At 63.2% G+C, this 16,467-nt stretch carries 14 protein-coding genes; 6 read left to right on the plus strand and 8 right to left on the minus strand.

The annotated features are described in order from the left end of the window. Positions 1-167, plus strand: a 167-nt coding sequence (locus HQL56_05820; GenBank protein ID MBF0309023.1) for a hypothetical protein, incomplete at its 5' end; no start/stop codon positions are given. Between the two features lie 656 nt (positions 168-823). On the opposite strand, the gene HQL56_05825 is transcribed toward HQL56_05820, so the two are convergent. After that, a complete protein-coding gene (locus HQL56_05825; protein ID MBF0309024.1) occupies positions 824-2,260 on the minus strand; it encodes a PLP-dependent aminotransferase family protein in 1,437 nt (478 codons plus the stop codon). A 694-nt stretch (positions 2,261-2,954) separates the two neighbouring features. Here HQL56_05825 and HQL56_05830 point away from each other — a divergent pair. Then, positions 2,955-3,131, plus strand: a complete 177-nt coding sequence (locus HQL56_05830) for a hypothetical protein (GenBank protein MBF0309025.1) — start codon at positions 2,955-2,957, stop codon at positions 3,129-3,131. Positions 3,132-3,173: 42 nt separating this feature from the next. Here the strand turns inward: HQL56_05830 and HQL56_05835 are convergent, their stop codons facing one another. The 7 genes from HQL56_05835 to HQL56_05865 form a co-directional block, all read right to left on the minus strand. Beyond that, entirely contained in the window at positions 3,174-4,925 is a 1,752-nt protein-coding gene (locus HQL56_05835; GenBank protein ID MBF0309026.1) for a HAMP domain-containing protein, read from the minus strand. 92 nt (positions 4,926-5,017) lie between these two features. Continuing rightward, positions 5,018-5,614, minus strand: a complete 597-nt coding sequence (locus HQL56_05840; GenBank protein MBF0309027.1) for a hypothetical protein — start codon at positions 5,612-5,614, stop codon at positions 5,018-5,020. Beyond that, positions 5,614-6,720: an ACR3 family arsenite efflux transporter gene (gene arsB / locus HQL56_05845; protein ID MBF0309028.1), complete on the minus strand. Its 1,107-nt coding sequence runs from the start codon at positions 6,718-6,720 to the stop codon at positions 5,614-5,616. The genes HQL56_05840 and arsB overlap by 1 nt, the downstream gene beginning before the upstream one ends. Positions 6,721-6,749: 29 nt before the next feature. Then, positions 6,750-7,253: an arsenate reductase ArsC gene (locus tag HQL56_05850; GenBank protein MBF0309029.1), complete on the minus strand. Its 504-nt coding sequence runs from the start codon at positions 7,251-7,253 to the stop codon at positions 6,750-6,752. A gap of 120 nt (positions 7,254-7,373) precedes the next feature. Further along, positions 7,374-7,610, minus strand: a complete 237-nt coding sequence (locus HQL56_05855; GenBank protein ID MBF0309030.1) for a thioredoxin family protein — start codon at positions 7,608-7,610, stop codon at positions 7,374-7,376. A gap of 13 nt (positions 7,611-7,623) precedes the next feature. After that, complete coding sequence (locus tag HQL56_05860; GenBank protein MBF0309031.1) at positions 7,624-8,589, minus strand: permease; 966 nt, start codon at positions 8,587-8,589, stop codon at positions 7,624-7,626. A gap of 214 nt (positions 8,590-8,803) precedes the next feature. Next, positions 8,804-9,253 (minus strand): response regulator transcription factor, encoded by a 450-nt coding sequence (locus HQL56_05865; GenBank protein MBF0309032.1) that lies wholly within the window; start codon positions 9,251-9,253, stop codon positions 8,804-8,806. A 326-nt stretch (positions 9,254-9,579) separates the two neighbouring features. Between HQL56_05865 and HQL56_05870 the strand changes: the two genes are divergently transcribed. The 4 genes from HQL56_05870 (at position 9,580) to HQL56_05885 (ending at position 15,920) form a co-directional block, all read left to right on the plus strand. After that, positions 9,580-12,360 (plus strand): bacteriohemerythrin, encoded by a 2,781-nt coding sequence (locus HQL56_05870; protein ID MBF0309033.1) that lies wholly within the window; start codon positions 9,580-9,582, stop codon positions 12,358-12,360. Continuing rightward, positions 12,357-13,289 (plus strand): hypothetical protein, encoded by a 933-nt coding sequence (locus tag HQL56_05875; protein ID MBF0309034.1) that lies wholly within the window; start codon positions 12,357-12,359, stop codon positions 13,287-13,289. Before HQL56_05870 ends, HQL56_05875 begins: the two co-directional genes overlap by 4 nt. A gap of 79 nt (positions 13,290-13,368) precedes the next feature. Beyond that, complete coding sequence (locus HQL56_05880; GenBank protein MBF0309035.1) at positions 13,369-14,883, plus strand: hypothetical protein; 1,515 nt, start codon at positions 13,369-13,371, stop codon at positions 14,881-14,883. A 332-nt stretch (positions 14,884-15,215) separates the two neighbouring features. Further along, complete coding sequence (locus HQL56_05885) at positions 15,216-15,920, plus strand: response regulator transcription factor (protein ID MBF0309036.1); 705 nt, start codon at positions 15,216-15,218, stop codon at positions 15,918-15,920. Positions 15,921-16,467: the final 547 nt, after the last annotated feature.

Consider the following 16,467-nt stretch of genomic DNA (forward strand, 5'->3'; position numbering starts at 1 on the left):
GCTGGTATGAAAAGGCGGCGGCTCGGGGCGATGTCGAGGCGCAAGGCCTGGTGGATCAATTGACCCGTGGGGAGGTGGATGGGGTGCGGCAGCAGGTGGATGTGAATAAGTGCTGGATCGAAGAGGAGGAGTCGCAGAAAGAGGAGGGTGTGCGGGATTTCCCGTGATTCCGGTCGAACCCCGTGCCTCTTGGGATGTGGCGCTTTTCAGTCATACGGGGGTCCGGGGGGGATTATCCCCCCCGGTGGGGTCTGGGGCAAAGCCCCAGGGTTTTGATGTGGCCGTTGACGTAGCGGTCCGCAGAACGAAGATCAAAACGCCGAAGCTGATCACCCGTGCCAACGAGGTTATCGCTGCGGACCGCGGGGGGGCAAGGGGGGGCCTCATCCCCCATCTTTGAACGGGCCAGCAAACCAAAATCCGATATTTCCCCAATAGCCCTAGGGCGTGTTGACATTTGCCAGATTTTGGTTCCTGGCAAGGCGCAAGACGGTGAGGAAGCGGAGTGTAGCTCGCCTACATGAGCATTCCGAACCGGATTGCAACGCGGCCAGGGACCAAAAGATGGTGAATGTCAACACGCCCTAACGGCAGAAAGTCAACGTCAACGAATGGGGGGATGAGGCCCCCCCTTGCCCCCCCGCGGTCCGCAGTGGGTCGTCCAGATGGTGCGGGTGGTGAGTGGGTGCGCTTTCTTTTGATGCTGCGGACCGCAACGGCCAAAGATTAAAGGCCACGTCAACACCTCGGGGCTTTGCCCCGAACCCTTCCGGGGGGGGGGAGGTGGTGGGGGGGATAACCGCCCCCCGGACCCCCGTATATATTAAAGGACGCGGCTCCTGCCGATCACTTCCCCCAGTCGCTTCACCCCTTCTTCCAACTCGTTGCTCCACGGATGGCCCCCGCTCAGGCGCAGGCAGTTGCGATAGCGGCGGGAGGGCGAACACAAACTGCCCGGCAGAATGGCCACCCCCTGCCGCAAGGCCTCCTCATACACCGCCATGCCATCCACCCCGTCCGGCAGTTCCACCCACAGAAGAAATCCCCCGGTGGGATGCGTCATGCGTGTGCCCGGCGGAAAAGAGCGGGCCACGGCTGCGGACAACCGTCGTAAATTATTGCTCAACTCCATGCGCAATCGTCGCAGGTGGCGATCGTAAAAGCCGCTTTCCAGCAAATCCGCCGTCACCTGCTGCATCAGCGGGGGTGAGGAGATCACCGATCCGGTGCGCAGACGCACCACCCGCTGGAAGAAACGTCCCGGCATGGTCCAGCCCACCCGCAATCCCGGAGCCAGGGTTTTCGACAGGGAACTGCAATAGAGCACCAGCCCCTCTTCATCATAGGCCTTCAAGGTGTCGGGACGGCCCACGGGGAAATGCAAATCCCCGTAAATGTCGTCTTCGATCAGCGGAATGCCCCGTTGAGTACACAGCGCCACGATGCGTCGCTTGTTCTCCGAGGGCATGCAGGCTCCCAACGGGTTGTGGTGGTTGGGAATGAAGAGACCGGCCTTGACCCGTCCATCTTCCAGAATGCGCGCCAGGGCGTCCGGATCCACCCCCTGGTCGGGATCGGTGGGCACTTCGACGGCGTAGAGTCCCAGATCTTCCAGCACCTGCAGAAAGCCGAAAAAGGTGGGAGATTCCACCGCGACGGCATCGCCGGGGCGGGTGACGGCGCGCAGGCAGAGATTCACCGCCTCCATGCAGCCGGAGGTGATGCAGATCTCCTCCGCGCCCACCACGCGATGTCCGCCCAGAGGACGTTGCGCCAGGTGTCGGCGCAGATCGGCGTTGCCCAGCAGCGGCCCGTAGCCCGACAGACGCGCCACCCGTTCCGGGGAGAAGGATTTCATCAGGCGGGAGAAGTGTCGCGCCGGGAAGTAGGCAGGTCCCAGGAGTGCGCCGCCCAGGGGCACCATGCGGGAATCCTGTTCCGAGGCCGAAAGCAGTTGCGCCAGAACCGCGTCGAAGACCACTTTGCGGGGTTCTCCGGCGGGGGAGCGGCGACGGGGAGGGGGCAACACTTCGCTGCGGGGCAGGCGGGCGAAATAGCCGGAGCGTTCACGGGCTTCCACCAGACCGCGTTTTTCCAGTTCCATGAAGGCTTGGTGGACCGTGGTCGGGCTGAGGGCGTTTTCCCGGCTCAGATGCCGAATGGAGGGCAATCGTTCGTCGGGACGGTAGATGCCTTCCTGAATACGGCGGGCCAGTTCGTCGGCCAAACGGGCGTAGTGGTACTTTTCCGGGGTGCCCATGGTTCCTCTGATTCATACGGGGGTCCGGGGGGGATTATCCCCCCCGGTGGGGTCTGGGGCAAAGCCCCAGGGTTTTGATGTGGCCGTTGACGTAGCGGTCCGCAGCACCAAGTGCAAAATGCGGAAGCCGATCACCCGTGCCGGCGAGTTTTCCGCTGCGGACCGCGGGGGGGCAAGGGGGGGCTTCATCCCCCCATCCGTTGACGTTGACTTTCTGCCGTTAGGGCTATTGGGGAAATATCGGATTTTGGTTTTCTGGCGCGTTCAAAGATGGGGGGATGAGGCCCCCCCTTGCCCCCCCGCGGTCCGCAGCGATAATTTCGATCATGCCGGTGTTGGGCTGCCGTGTTTGACTTGAGTGCTGCGGACCGCTTACGGACACGTCAACGGATAACACCTCGGGGCTCCGCCCCGAACCCCGCCGGGGGGGATAATCCCCCCCGGACCCCCGTATATCTTCCCGGCCACACCTCCCGGTCTGGCGTCTCTGCGGAACGCTGCATCTGTCATGCTCCCTTAAGAAGAATTCTGTATCTGTTCTGCTGCCATCTGTCAACCAAACGTGCGGCGACTGCCGAAAACAGGCACGGACTGTACTGGCCATACGTTCAATTTCTGCCTCTGTTCTTTCCCCTGCACATCGGGCAGGCTGCATCATGACCCGTTATTCCCGACGCGGAAGGGGAGGTGAGGCATGGCAAGGCAAGACCTGTGGCAATGGCTGGGATTTCTGCTGCTTCCGGAAGAGAGCGGTTTTGCGCGTCCGGAGGTCTGGCTGGGGGACGAAGCGGATTGGAAGGGCGCGGTGAAAGCGCTCTTCTGGCTGGCGGCCTCTTTCGTGGTGGCGGTGCTGCTCTCCCGATTGGGGTGAGGCCGGGCGGAACCGCTTCCCGCTCCGGCCTGCCCGAACGGTTCAAATCCGGAAAAAGCCCATGCTCTCTTCCAGGGCGCGGGCCTGATCAGCCAGTTCCTCGGCGGTGGAGGCCAGCTCTTCGGAAGAGCCGGCATTCTGCTGGATGACCTGATCCAGTTGTTGCATGGCGCTGTTGATCTGGGCCACCCCCTGGGTCTGCTCCCGGGAGGCGGCGGCGATCTCTTGCACCAGCTCGGCGGTTTTCTGAATGTCCGGAGCCAGTTTGCTCATGATGGCTCCGGCCTGTTCCGCCACCTGCACGCTGGAGGAGGAGAGAGTGTTGATCTCCGCAGCGGCGGATTGGCTGCGCTCCGCCAGTTTGCGCACTTCTGCGGCCACGACGGCGAAACCCTTGCCGTGCTCCCCGGCACGGGCCGCCTCGATGGCGGCATTCAGCGCCAGCAGATTGGTCTGGCGGGCGATCTCCTCAATGATGGAGATCTTGGTGGCGATCTCCTTCATGGCTCCCACGGCATGAAGAACCGCTTTTCCGCCTTCAGCGGCATCTCGGGCTGCCGATTGGGCGATGCGCTCCGTGGTCTGGGCATTGTCGGTGTTCTGCTGGATGTTGGCGGCCATCTGCTCCATGGCGGCGGAGGTTTTCTCGATGCTGGCCGCCTGGGCCGTTGAGCCTGCTGAGATACCTTGGGCCGAAGCCGTCAGTTCCGCGCTGCCCCCTGTCACCCGGCCTGAAGTCTCCTGCACCTGAGATACCACCTCCCGCAGTTTGATCAGAAGCTTGGTGAGGGAAGCGAACAGCATGCCGACCTCGTCCCGGTTGCTGGCGCAGGAGAAGGAGACGCCCAGGTTGCCTTCCGCCATGCGGGCGATGCCCGCGCCACAGTCGACAAGTGGACCGACGATGCTGCGGGTGAGCAGCAGGGTCACCACCACCATCGCCAGCACCACGACGGCGCTGACCACCCCGATGCTGCGGGTGACGAAGGAGGTCATGCGCACCATTTCGGAAGCGTCGGCCAGGACGATGACGCTGGTCTGCTCCACCTCCTCGCCCTTGAAGGTCAGGGGCCGTTTTTTGGCGAACAGCAGGCGGTCGCCCAGGGAGACCTCCTGCAGGGAGGCGTCCAGGGTGGGGGCATGCTGCTCCACCCCTTTGAGGGTGGTGCCGATGAGCGCCTTCAGCTTTTCGTTCCAGACGGCGATTTCCACGCCCATCACCGACTTCATGCCCTGCAGGGCCTCCTCCTTCGGATAGGAGCCGACCTTCACCAGCCCCACCAGCGCCTTGTCGAGGAAGACCGGATAGATCGAATCCAGGCTCAACAGACCGGTGGTTGTGGAGACCTGAATGCCCATCTGCTCCTTGCCGCTCTGCAGCGCCCGTCCGAAGAGGACCGTTTTGGCTTTGTTGTCGCCGAATTTTTCCGGGTTGTGTCCCCGCATCAGCACCACACCCTTGGCGTCGGTGACCTCAATCGTGGTGACGGCGTCATGAATGGCGTGCAGCCCCTTGAAGGCCGGCACCATGAGTTCTTCCAACTTCTTGCGATCACCTTCCTTCAGCGCCTGAGCCAGCCCCGGCATGCTGGCCAAAACGTAGGCATCCCCCAGCATGGCCGTGCCCAACTCCTGAAAGGCGTTGGTGATGCTTTGAAAACGCTGGTCGATACCCGTTTCATAATTGCTGACGAACTGACGGCTGATCAATTGAATCAGTACGACCGCAAGTACCGCGAAACCGATGACCAGTGGTACCAGGAATCCGGCGCCCATTTTATGTTTGAGTTTCATTGTGCCTCCTTGGTTCGAATGACAACGCCGCCCGGATCATGGCCTGTTTTTTTGTAAATGTAAATCATTACATCCAATCCCCGGCGCGGAGGTCAGGGAATGCAGGGGCTGGTCTGGCTTCCTTCCAGGGGTTTGATCACGGAGTAGATGTCTCCTGGCGTGGTGCCGATGCGGGCGGCCATCTCTTCCAGGGAGCCGGTGATCAGGTGAGCGGGCACGCCGTCGTCCACCAGGCGAATCATGGCTCTGGCGGGGTCGATGCCGCGCAGGCGGGCGAACTCTTCCAGGGTCAGTTGCCCGGTGCGACGGATGGGGGGCAGGGTATCGGGGTGGAACAGACGGTTCGACAGCCCCAGTTGATCGATCGCCAGCAGGTGATCGAGGGGCGTTGGTTCGAAGATTGCGCCCGCCAGCAGGAGCGTCAGCAAGAGGGGAGGGGTCGCCCAGTGGCGGGGGAGGTGGTGGCGGATACCTGAAATGGCCATCGAGGCCAGGAAGGGGATCAAGGCCAGGCAGGCCAGTCCGTTGAGGTTGCGCCACGACTTCCAGGAGAGGCCCAGGAGGTTCCAGCCGCTCCAGAGGGCGATGTCCTCGTCGGGGGCGAGGTGGATTACCGCGCCGCTGCCGCCCGCGATGACCGCCAGCCAAGCGCCGATCCACCACCAGGAGTTCGGGAGATCGGGTTTCATCAGGCCCCGGTTCCACCGGAACGGGGGGTGACCGCCGGGGTGCGCTCGTACCAGGCCTTGCTGCGCCGGGTGAGGCGCACCACGGAGAGCATGACCGGCACTTCAACCAGCACGCCGACCACGGTGGCCAGGGCGGCGCCGGATTCGAAGCCGAAGAGACCGATGGCGGTGGCCACCGCCAGTTCGAAGAAGTTGCTGGCGCCGATGAGGGCGGCGGGCGCGGCCACGCGGTGGGCCACGCCGAAACGCCGGCAGAGCAGATAGGCCAGTCCGCTGTTGAAGTAGACCTGCAGCAGGATGGGCACGGCCAGCAGCACGATGACCAGGGGTTGGGCCAGAATCTGTCCCCCCTGGAAGGCGAAAAGCAGCACCAGGGTGGCCAGCAGGGCGGTCAGGGAGACGGGGTGCAGGGTTTTGAGCCGGGTGTCGAGGGCGGCTTGCCCGCCGGAGGCCAGCAGACTGCGCCGCCAGAGTTGGGCCAGGATCACCGGGACCACGATGAAGAGCGCCACCGAGAGAAACAGCGTGCCCCACGGCACGGCGATGTGGGAGAGTCCCAGGAGAAGCCCCACGATGGGCGCGAAGGCCACGATCATGATCAGATCGTTCAAGGCCACCTGGCTGAGGGTGAAATGGGGCTCCCCGTCGGAGAGGTGGCTCCAGACGAAGACCATGGCGGTGCAGGGGGCGGCGGCCAGAATGATCAGACCGGCCACATAGGCGTCGAGTTGCTCCGCCGGCAGCCAGGGCTGAAAGAGGTGGCGCACGAAGAGCCAGGCCAGCAGCGCCATGGAGAAGGGTTTCACCCCCCAGTTGATGAACAGGGTGACGCCGATGCCCTTCCAGTGGGCGGTCACCTTGGAGAGGGCCCCGAAGTCGATCTTGAGCAGCATGGGGATGATCATCAACCAGATGAGCAGGGCCACCGGCAGGTTGACCCGGGCGATTTCCAGCCGCCCGATGCCCTGGAAGGGGGCGGGGAAGAGGTGTCCCAGGCCGATTCCGCCCAGGATGCACAATCCCACCCAGAGGGTGAGGTGGCGTTCGAAAAAGCCCAGGCTGGCTTGCGCTTCCCCGGCGGCGGCGATTTCACATTGGCGGCTCATGAAGTTTACTCCCTTGCGGTGCTATCGGTTCAATGCTGTTTTCCGATGCGGTCCAGTTCCATTTTGAGACCGGCGGAGTCCATGTTTTCCAGGGGCAGATCAAGGAAGAGTCGCACCCGCCGTTGCAGTTTTTCCAGCACGGAGATGAAGGCGTTCAGGGTTTCGTCGGGGCTTTTGCCTTGGGCCAGCAGGGAGGGTTCCTCCACGCCCCAGTGGGCTTTGATCGGGCCGCCGGGCCAGATGGGGCAGATTTCTCCGGCGGCGCTGTCGCAAACGGTGATGACCACGGCCAGGCGTGGGGCCTTCGGCGTGGCGAAAAGATCCCAGGCCTTGCTGTGCAGACCGCGAACGCTTATCTCCCGTGCCCGCAGGGCCTGAAGGGCGAGGGGATTGACCTCCGCTCGCGGGTGGCTCCCGGCGCTGAAGGCTTTCACCCGGCCACGCGCCCAGTGGTTGAGCAGGGCTTCGGCCAGGATGCTGCGGGCCGAATTGTGGGTACACAGGAATAACATGTTGAACAGCGGTTCCGTCATGGGATCCCCCCGGCAACCTGTGAGAGTGGCTTGTGCCATTTTATCTGTTCATCAAACCGCACCGATCTTGGGCTGTAGCTCCTTTTGATCATAGAATGGCAAAGACTGACATCCCCCGGTCTACTGCCGCAACCACTGCTCCACCTGCCGGGCGGAAGGCACGCTGCCGGAGTGGAGCAGAAGGCCGTCGGCCATGACTCCGGGGGTGGACAGGACCCCATGACCCAGAATGGTGGCCATGTCGGTGACTTTTTCCACCCGTACCGCGATACCCAGCGCCTTGGCCCGCTCCTCGATCAGGGTGGCGGTGGTGTGGCAGTTGCGGCAACCGGGGCCCAGCACCATGAACACTTTCATGAAACTCTCCTGTTCAGGCGAAAAGGAAGTTGAGCAGATAGCCGACACCGATGAAGGCGAGGGTGAGAAAAGCGCCGAAGAAGAGCAGCATGCGCGGCAACAGCACCTTGCGCAGCAGAATGAACTCCGGCAGGGAGATCCCGACCACGCTCATCATGAAGGCGATCACCGTGCCGACGGGCACCCCTTTGGCCAGCAGCGCCTCGGCCACCGGAATGACCCCGGTGGCGTTGGAGTAGAGGGGCAGCCCCATCAGCACCGCCGCCGGGACGGCAAAGGGGTTGTCGGCGGCGGCGTAGCGGGCGAAAAGCTCCTGGGGCACATAGCCGTGCAACCCGGCGCCCACGCCGATGCCCAGGAGGACGTAAGGTCCGATGCGTACCACGATGGTGCGCACTTCGTTCCAGGCGTAACCCACCCGACCCGCCAGGGAGCCGTCGGCCTGTGCCGTGACGGCTTTGCCCAGGCGAAGGGTCCACACATACTCTTCCACCCAGCGTTCCAGGTGCAGCCGGTCGATGAGGAGACCGCCGAGCATACCGACGCCCATGCCGGTGATCACGTAGACCGCCGTCAGTTTCCAACCCATGATCGAGGCCAGGATGACCACGGCGATTTCATTCACCAGGGGCGAGGTGATCAGAAAAGCCATGGTGACGCCCAGGGGAATGCCGCTTTCGAGAAAACCGATGAACAGCGGCACGGAGGAGCAGGAGCAGAAGGGGGTGACGGCCCCGAGCAGCACCGCCAGCAGATAGGCCACGCCGTGGGAGCGGCCTTCGATATGGTTTCGCACCGTCTGCGGGGAGAGCAGGGTGCGGAACAGCCCCATGATGAAGACGATGACCACCAGCAGAACGAAGATCTTGGTGGTGTCTTCCACAAAAAAATGCACCGCCTGCCCGAGAGCCGACTGCGGCGCCAGTCCCGCGGCGTCGTAGACCACGGCATCCGCCAGTTTGCCGAAGAGTTCCAGCATGAACGTTCCTTCGATTCAGGCTGTTTCCACGCCTCGACGGGACGGCGACCGCCTTCCCGCAGCGCGTGACTGGCTGTTAATATACGCTATACAATATATTCGCGCAAGCGAATATATTGGTCGAAGCCCTGATGGAACCGAGCCATCCTGGGAGGCATGGAATGATTCACACGGGGGCCGGGAGGTGGATAATTCCCCCGTCCGCCCGCACCGTTCAGAAGGGGCGCTCCGGGGGAGGCACCAGGCGATAGCCGACGCCGCGCACGGTTTGGATCATGCGGCCGTATTCGCCGAGAGCCAGGCGCAACTCCCGGATGTGGGCATCCACGGTGTGTTCCTTGCGGGCGGCCATGACGCGCCGGGGGGAGAGGGGCAGCAGTTCCAGGCGGGAGAAGAGCTTGCCGGGGTAACGCAGGAAGAGTTGCAGCAGGGCGAAACCCGCCGGGTGGAGGGAAAGCTCCTTCTGCTCCACGAAGGCGCGATGGGCGGCCACGTCGAGGCAGACGGGACCGACCACGAGACGGCTCTCCCCGACGGTCGGAGCGTTGCCCTGTTCGAGCAGGCTCAACTGCTGTTGCAACTGGGCGAGGAGCTGGTTCTGATGCTCGATGCGTTGTGTCAGCTCGATGAGCAGAGCGGTGATGGCGGAGAGGTCTCCCGGCATGGTTCCCGGCTCCAACCGGATGAAGGCTGAGGAGCTGTGGGGATTGAGGCGGCACGCCCTTCCCCGGCTCCGGAAAGCGAACACTATTTCTGGGCGCAGCTCTATTCAAGCATCTATTTTTTCGCCTTCCAGTCCAATATGTCCAATATATCCGGGAGTTGGCCCGGGGAGCGGGGTTGGGGGCCGGCGATTGGTAAAAACCGACAAATCGCTCAAGAGGCTTTGTCGGGGGGATCACGAGCGGACTGGCGAGAATCCGCGAGAAAGGGCAAAATGAGAATTGAGAAAAAAGAGGCTCCACCTGAGGGGGATTGACGGGAGTTGGTATGGCAACGCGGACGGATTGGAAGTTGAGAGAGCGATTCCTGATCGTGGCGGGTTTGCCGCTGCTCTTCATGGTATTGTCGGGGTTGGCGGCCTGGTGGCTGGCGGGCTCCCTGGTGAGTGAGGCGCGGCATGTGGCTCAGACCGATCTGACGCTGGCTCTGGAAGTCAAGGAGCTGCAACGCCTGGTGGGCAAGGTTCAGGAGCGCTACACCGACGTTTCGGCCACCCGGGCGCAGGACGGGCTGGGGGCGGGTTTCGCGGAGGCGGACGAAGCGGCGCGGCTGTTCGTCAAGGGTGCGGGCCGGGTGCGGGAGATTCTCGACCGGGAGGCGGACACGGAGCTGATCGGCAAGCTGTCGGAGGTGGAAAAGCGTTTCGTGGCCTTTCGCACCGCAGGTCGGAAGATGGCGGAAGCCTATGTTGCCGGCGGTCCGCCGGAGGGCAATCGTCTGATGCCGGAGTTCGACATGGCGGCGGAAGCCTTGTCCGGGAAACTGGAACCGTTTGTCGACGAAAGCGCCACCCGCGCGACGGGGCGCAGCGCCGAGGTGGCGGATCATCTGGTTCGGATGCAGCTCCACTTGATTGTCATGCTGGTTCTGGCGGTTGTCTGCGCCGGCGCCATGGCCGGTTGGATGGCCAGCCGGGTGATGGCTTCGATCCGGCGTCTGGTGGCCAGCCTCGGCCAGTTGGAGGAGGGCAATCTGGCGGCACGCAACGGCTTGACGGGCAAACGGGACGAGCTGGCTCTGATCGGCCAGTCGGTGGATCACCTCGGAGACCGGCTGCAACGGGTTTTGGGAGTGGTGGGATTTCACGCGGCCAGCGTGACGGCCTCGGCGGGGGAGTTGGTCAAAATCCGCGACCAGTTGAAGACCGATGCGGAAGATACCCGTGTGGTGGTGGTGGATGTCTCGCGGGAGAACGAACGGCTGGCTCAGGAGGTGACCGGCGTCAAGGAGGCGGTGGCCGGGGTGGTGGGCAATGTCGAATCGATCGCTTCGAGCATGGAGCAGGTCTCCCTGGATGTGGTGTCGATTGCGGCGGGGGCGGAGCAGGCCAGTGTCAACATCAGCACCATGGCCTCGGCGGCGGAGGAGATCACCGCCAATCTGGACGGCGTGAAGAAGAGCCTGGAGCAGGTGGACAAGGCGGTTCACGGGGTGGCGGGATCGGTGCGGGAGGTGACCAACGCCCTGCAACAGGTGAGGCGACGTTGTCAGGCGGCCAGTTCCGATTCGGAACAGATGCACGAATACGCCCAGAACGGGCTGACCATGATGGAACAGCTCTCCACGCTGGCTTCGGAGATCGGCGAAGTGGTGGAGGTGATCAACAACATCGCCGATCAGACCAACATGCTGGCGTTGAACGCCTCCATCGAAGCCGCGGGGGCGGGGGATGCGGGCAAGGGTTTTTCGGTGGTGGCCAACGAGGTGAAGGAGCTGGCCCGTCAGACCGGGGAGGCGACCCAGATGATCGCCTCGAAGATCAAGGAGATTCAGCAGCAGGTGCATCTGGTCTCCGGGGCCAACATGGAGATCGTGCAGGGGGTGAGCCGGGTGAATCAGGCCAACATGGAGATCACCCACGCGGTGGACACCCAGTCGACCAGCATCCGGACCATTCACCTGGCCATCAACCAGGTGGCGGAGGCGGCGGGGGAGGTGACCCGCAACATGAGCGAGCTGGACATGGCGGCGCGGGATGTGGCGCGCGCGGCGGCGGAGGCGGCGGTGGGCACGGCGGAAGTGGCGCGTTCCGCCTCCCACGTCTCCCACGAGGCGCAACATGTGGCCGACGGCAGTGTGACGGCCCGCGCCCAGGCCATGAGCGTGCTTTCCGCCGCGACCACCAGCGAGGAGGTGTCGAGCCTGGTGAGTCGTCGCATGGAGGACGCCACCCGGACGGTGCGGCGCATGCGGGGCTCCTCGTATCAGTTCCACGAATTGGCCACGGTGATGCAGGATACCACCAACGCCCTGTACGCCTCGTTTTTCTCCTTCGATACCGGCAAGCCGCTGTTCAACGTCCGGGAGGTCAAGGAGCACCATCTGGCCATGCAGGGGGCCATCGCCAAACTGAGTCAGGGGCGCATCACGGCGTTGCCGGAAGAGTTCCGGGATGCCGAAAACTGCCCCTTCAGCCGGTTTCTGCAGGCGCGTCGCGGCGATACCCAGCCCTTGCCCTTCATTCGGGAGGCGGCGAAACTGCACGAAGCGGCCCATGATGCCTGTGTGGAACTGGCCAACCGCATGGTGCGGGGTTTGAAACAGGATGACGTGCGGCGCGCCATGACGGCCTTTCTGGAAGCGCAGAAGGCCTTTTTCGCCATTCTGCCCCATCTTTACATGAAAGGTGTGGATGTCGATCAGGAGTTCTTCCCCTGGGATGATCGTCTGCTGACCCGCATCGAGTTCGTGGATCGGGATCACCGCAAGCTGGTGGAAATGGTCAACGGCTTCCATCGCGCCCTGATGGAGGGCGCCAGCCAGGAGGCGATGAGCGCTTTGCTTGCGGGTTTCGCCGAATACACCGTGGCCCACTTCGGTCGGGAAGAGGCCATGTTCCGGGAGCACAACTACCCCGAATTCACGGCCCACAAGGCCATTCACGACAAGCTGGTGGCGGAGGTGCTGCGGCTGAAGAAACGCTTCGACGAAGGCAGTTTTTCCGTCGGCGTGGAGCTTCTGACCCTGGCCCGCGCCTGGCTGGTGGATCACATCATGGGCACGGACATGGCCTTTTCCCCCTACATGCGCGAGAGGGGCGTGCGTTGAGAGGGCTTCTTGCCGGGTTGATGCTGTTGCTGACGCCCTTTTCCGTGGCGATGGCGGGGGTGGGGCCGTTGTTGACCAACGCCTATTTCACCCGCGCCCTGGCTGCGGGAGGGGAGGAGGACCGGGACGGGCGCGCCGTGGTGCGTTCTCTGCCGGGGGATCGCAGCGGCATCATCGGCTATTTCAACATCGAGCTGCTGGTAACCGACGAGTCCACCCACGTCTTCGAGGTGGATATTCTCACCGCGACGGGTGAGGAGGTGGGCCACATGGCCTTTCGGGCGGTGAAGGGGGCGCCGGGGGGTGAGGTTTTCACCTTCGTCACGGCGATTTTGCAACGGCAGGAGGCTCCCTGGCTGAACCTGCTGGTTTTCGACGGCAACGGTCGGGGGGAGCGGCGTCTGCTGGGTCGTTACGGGGTGGCTTCGCGTACCCTGCCCAATCACGGGGATCAGAAGCGTTCGGCCCGCTTGGGCAAGAAGGGGGAGCTGGTGGCGGAAACCGAGGCGCTGGTGGATGCACCCCGGAACGAACCCGCTCGTCCCGCCCGCCCGGATCGCGACGGCGGTGGTTTGGGGGAGGGCGTGCGGCCCCGGGTGATCAACGAAGGGATACTGCGTCCCACGCTGCCCGCAGCGATGAAGGGCAAGCCCGCCGCCGCGCCGGAAGCCGCGCCGACCGGCAGCGAAACGGGCCGTTTCGCCGTGCTGGTGGGGGCTTTCGGCGAGGGTGAGGAGGAGACCCGCATTCTGGGGGTGTTGCGTTCCATCGGTGTGCCCGCCGACCGCAAGCCGCTGCCGGATCAACCCGGCATGGTGCAGATTCTGGCCGGTCCCTTCGACCGGGTGGTCCACGCCCTGCTGGCCTCCGGCAAGATCGAACGCAGCCTCGGCATCAAGGACGCCAAGGTGGTGCCGCTGGAGAGGTAGATTTCCCGTATCTGCAGATATGGGGATTCGGGGGGATAATCCCCCCGCATCCCCATATCCGAACAGATACCCGGAGGGGATGAATCCTCCTGCCACCCATGTGTCGGAACGGATTCCCATGAACAAACCGGATCCTCCCACCTTTTGTCACGCCTGCACCTTCCGGTTGGGTTTTCTGCTGACCTGGATGTTGTTGGGCATGCCTTTTCTGGCGGTGGAGATCGCTCCCATCATCGATCTGCCCCAGCAGATGGCCCAACTTCGTCTGGCTTTCGAGGAGCTGGGGCGGCCCGACTCCCCCTACCTGCTGCAGTGGTGGACGCCCAACAAGCTGGGCTATCTGCCCTTCGCCCTGCTTTGGCCCTTTCTCTCCCCCTGGAAGGCGGCTTTGCTGGGCAGTTGGCTGATGTGCGGTTTCTGGCTGTTCGGGGTATTCCGTCTGGCCTGGATCTTCGAACGTCCCCTGCATCTGGCCTTGCTGGCCGCGCCGCTGCTCTACTCCCCGTTGTTGCAGTACGGCTTCTTCAACTTCATGGCGGGATTCCCCTTGCTGGTGCTTTGGTGGGAGGTGGTGCGGCGGGAGCAGGGCATCGCGCCGCTGTGGCTGGGTTTGCTGGGTTTGCTGCTCTATTTCGCCCATGTGTTGTGGCTGGGGATGGGGCTGTTGCTGCTCATGGGGCACCTTCTGGTGCATCGCGCTCCGGGTGCGGTGTGGCGCCGTTGCGGTCTGGCGCTGCTTCCGGTGGGGGGGATGACGGCGGTTTGGGCCGGTACCTTCTTCGGTGGCGCGTTCGGAGCGGCCCCGTCGCGGTGGCTGGTGCCCTTGGGCAGCCGGTTGAGTCGTCCCGACTATTGGAGCGAGGGCCTCTATTCCGGCACACGCGGGGAGGAGGGGGTGTTGCTGCTGGCCATCATGGTGTTGTTTGCCGGGGTGGGGGCCTGGTTGAATCGGGAGGATGAGGAGTGGCGCGGCGAGATCCGTCTGGTGTTGGCGGGGGTGGTGGTGTTGGGTTTGGTGATGCTGTTACCGGATATGAGTTCCAATACCTTGTTGTTCAATCGCCGCTGGCTGCCGGTAGCGGGGGTGTTGTTGCTGCTCGGCCTGCCGGGGGCGGGGTGGCGCATCGGCAATGTGTTGGCCCTGGCCCTGGTGGCGGCGGCGGGTTATGTCACCGCGTCGGCGTGGACGGTGGTGGAAGCCAAGGAGTTGTCCGGGCTCAAGGCGGCGGTGGAGGTGATTCCGTCCCGGTCCCGGGTGTTGGGGTTGGATCATGTTTCGCCCAGTGGGGTTTTGAAGGTTCGGCGGCCCTTTTTGCAGCAGTTCGCCTGGAGTCAGGCGCTCAAGGGGGGGGAGTTGAACTTCTCCTTTGCTGATTTGGCGACCTCCCCGGTGATCTATCGGCAGCCTCGCGAGGCGCGTTGGACCACGGGGTTGGAGTGGTTTCCGGAGCGGGTGACGGCTGGGGATTATGCGGCATTCGATTATGTGCTGATCGGGGGGGACGAGAGGGTGCATCAAAAAATGGTGCGCCAGCCGGGGTTGGAGGGGGTGACGCATGAGGGGGTGTGGCGGAGTTATCGGGTGACGAGGTAGATTGTGACCGGAAGTTGAGCTTTTCAGTCATATGGGGGTCCGGGGGGGATTATCCCCCCCGGCGGGGTCTGGGGCGGAGCCCCAGGGTGTTGACGTAGCCGTTGGCGGGTCGAAGCCATAAGGAGAAATGGCCAACTGCGCACTGTTTCCAAACCTTGATTCATTTTCGACCCGCCGGAGGGGGCCAGGGGAGGGACTTATCCTCCCCATTTTTGAACGTGCCATCGAGACGCGGTCCGGGGTTGTTTCGAAACGGAACGTTGGCGTGGTTCAGGTTGCGGTAACTCTTCCGAGCCCTGCCCGGTGGTGTCGAATGTCGGTTTATCCCATTCATGCAGAGGGTTGCCATGTCCGGATTGCGCATATTGATCATCGAGGATAATCAGGATCTGGCGGACAATCTCTTCGATTTTCTGGAGGCGCGTCATCATATTCTGGATCATGCGGCGGACGGCATTACCGGGTTGCATTTGGCGGTGGTGAATGATTACGACGGTATTTTGCTGGATCTGATTTTGCCGGGTTTGGATGGTGTCACGTTATGCCGAAAATTAAGGCAGGAGGCGGGCAAGAGTACGCCTATTTTGATGTTGACGGCGCGTGATTCGTTGGAGGACAAGATCATTGGTTTGGAAGCGGGTGCGGATGATTATTTGGTGAAGCCGTTTGCCATGCGGGAGATGGAGACGCGGTTGCGGGTGTTGGTGAGGCGGTCGCGTGGGGAGGTGGCCAATACGGTATTGCGTTTAGGGGATTTGAGTTTTGATCCGGGGCAGCGGTTGTTGCGTCGTGGGGGGCGGCATGTGGAGTTGCCGCCGATTCCCATGCGGTTGGTGGAGTTGTTGTTGCGGGCGGCGTCGCGGGTGGTGACGCGGCAGGAGTTGGAGGGGGCGATTTGGGGAGACACGCCGCCGGACAGTGATGCGTTGCGGGCGCACATGCATGTATTGCGTGCGGCGGTGGATCGGCCTGGGGAGAGGCCGTTGCTGCACACGGTGCGGGGGGTGGGTTATCGTTTGGCGGAAAGTGACGAGTGATAAATCAGTCCTTTAATATGCAAAAAGGGTTGGGGGAGCCCGAGGGGGAGCTCTGCTGCCCCCTCGGGACTTTTCCTTTAATCCTTTATCCTTTGCCGGGTCGAAGCCCAAAAGAAGAATACAAAACGTCGATCCCGCACCCGATTTCGTGAAAGCTTCGACCCGGCGGGAGGGGGCCAGGGGAGGGCCTCATCCTCCCCCTCTTTGAACCTGACGCCCGCACCGCAGCCGGGGTGATTCGACGAAAAGGCGCATTTTGTTGCAAGCTGTGGCTTGGTCAAGCCCGGCGCGTTCAAAAAAGATGGGGAGGATGAGGCCCTCCCCTTGCCCCCTCCCGCCGGGTCTCAGCATTCAAGGCGTGCTGCGCGGGATCGGGGTTTTGTATTCTTCATTTGGGCTTCGACCCGGCAAAGGGTCAATGCAGCGTCCTGGGGGCAGCGGAGCTTACCAAGGCGGCTTTGGTGCATCGCCCCGCTTTGGTGCATCGCCCCGGCTTTGGTGCATCGCCCCGGCTTTGGTGCATCGCCCCGGCTTTGGTGCATCGCCC

It is taken from the genome of Magnetococcales bacterium (assembly GCA_015231925.1).
In the GTDB taxonomy this organism is placed as follows: domain Bacteria; phylum Pseudomonadota; class Magnetococcia; order Magnetococcales; family JADGAQ01; genus JADGAQ01.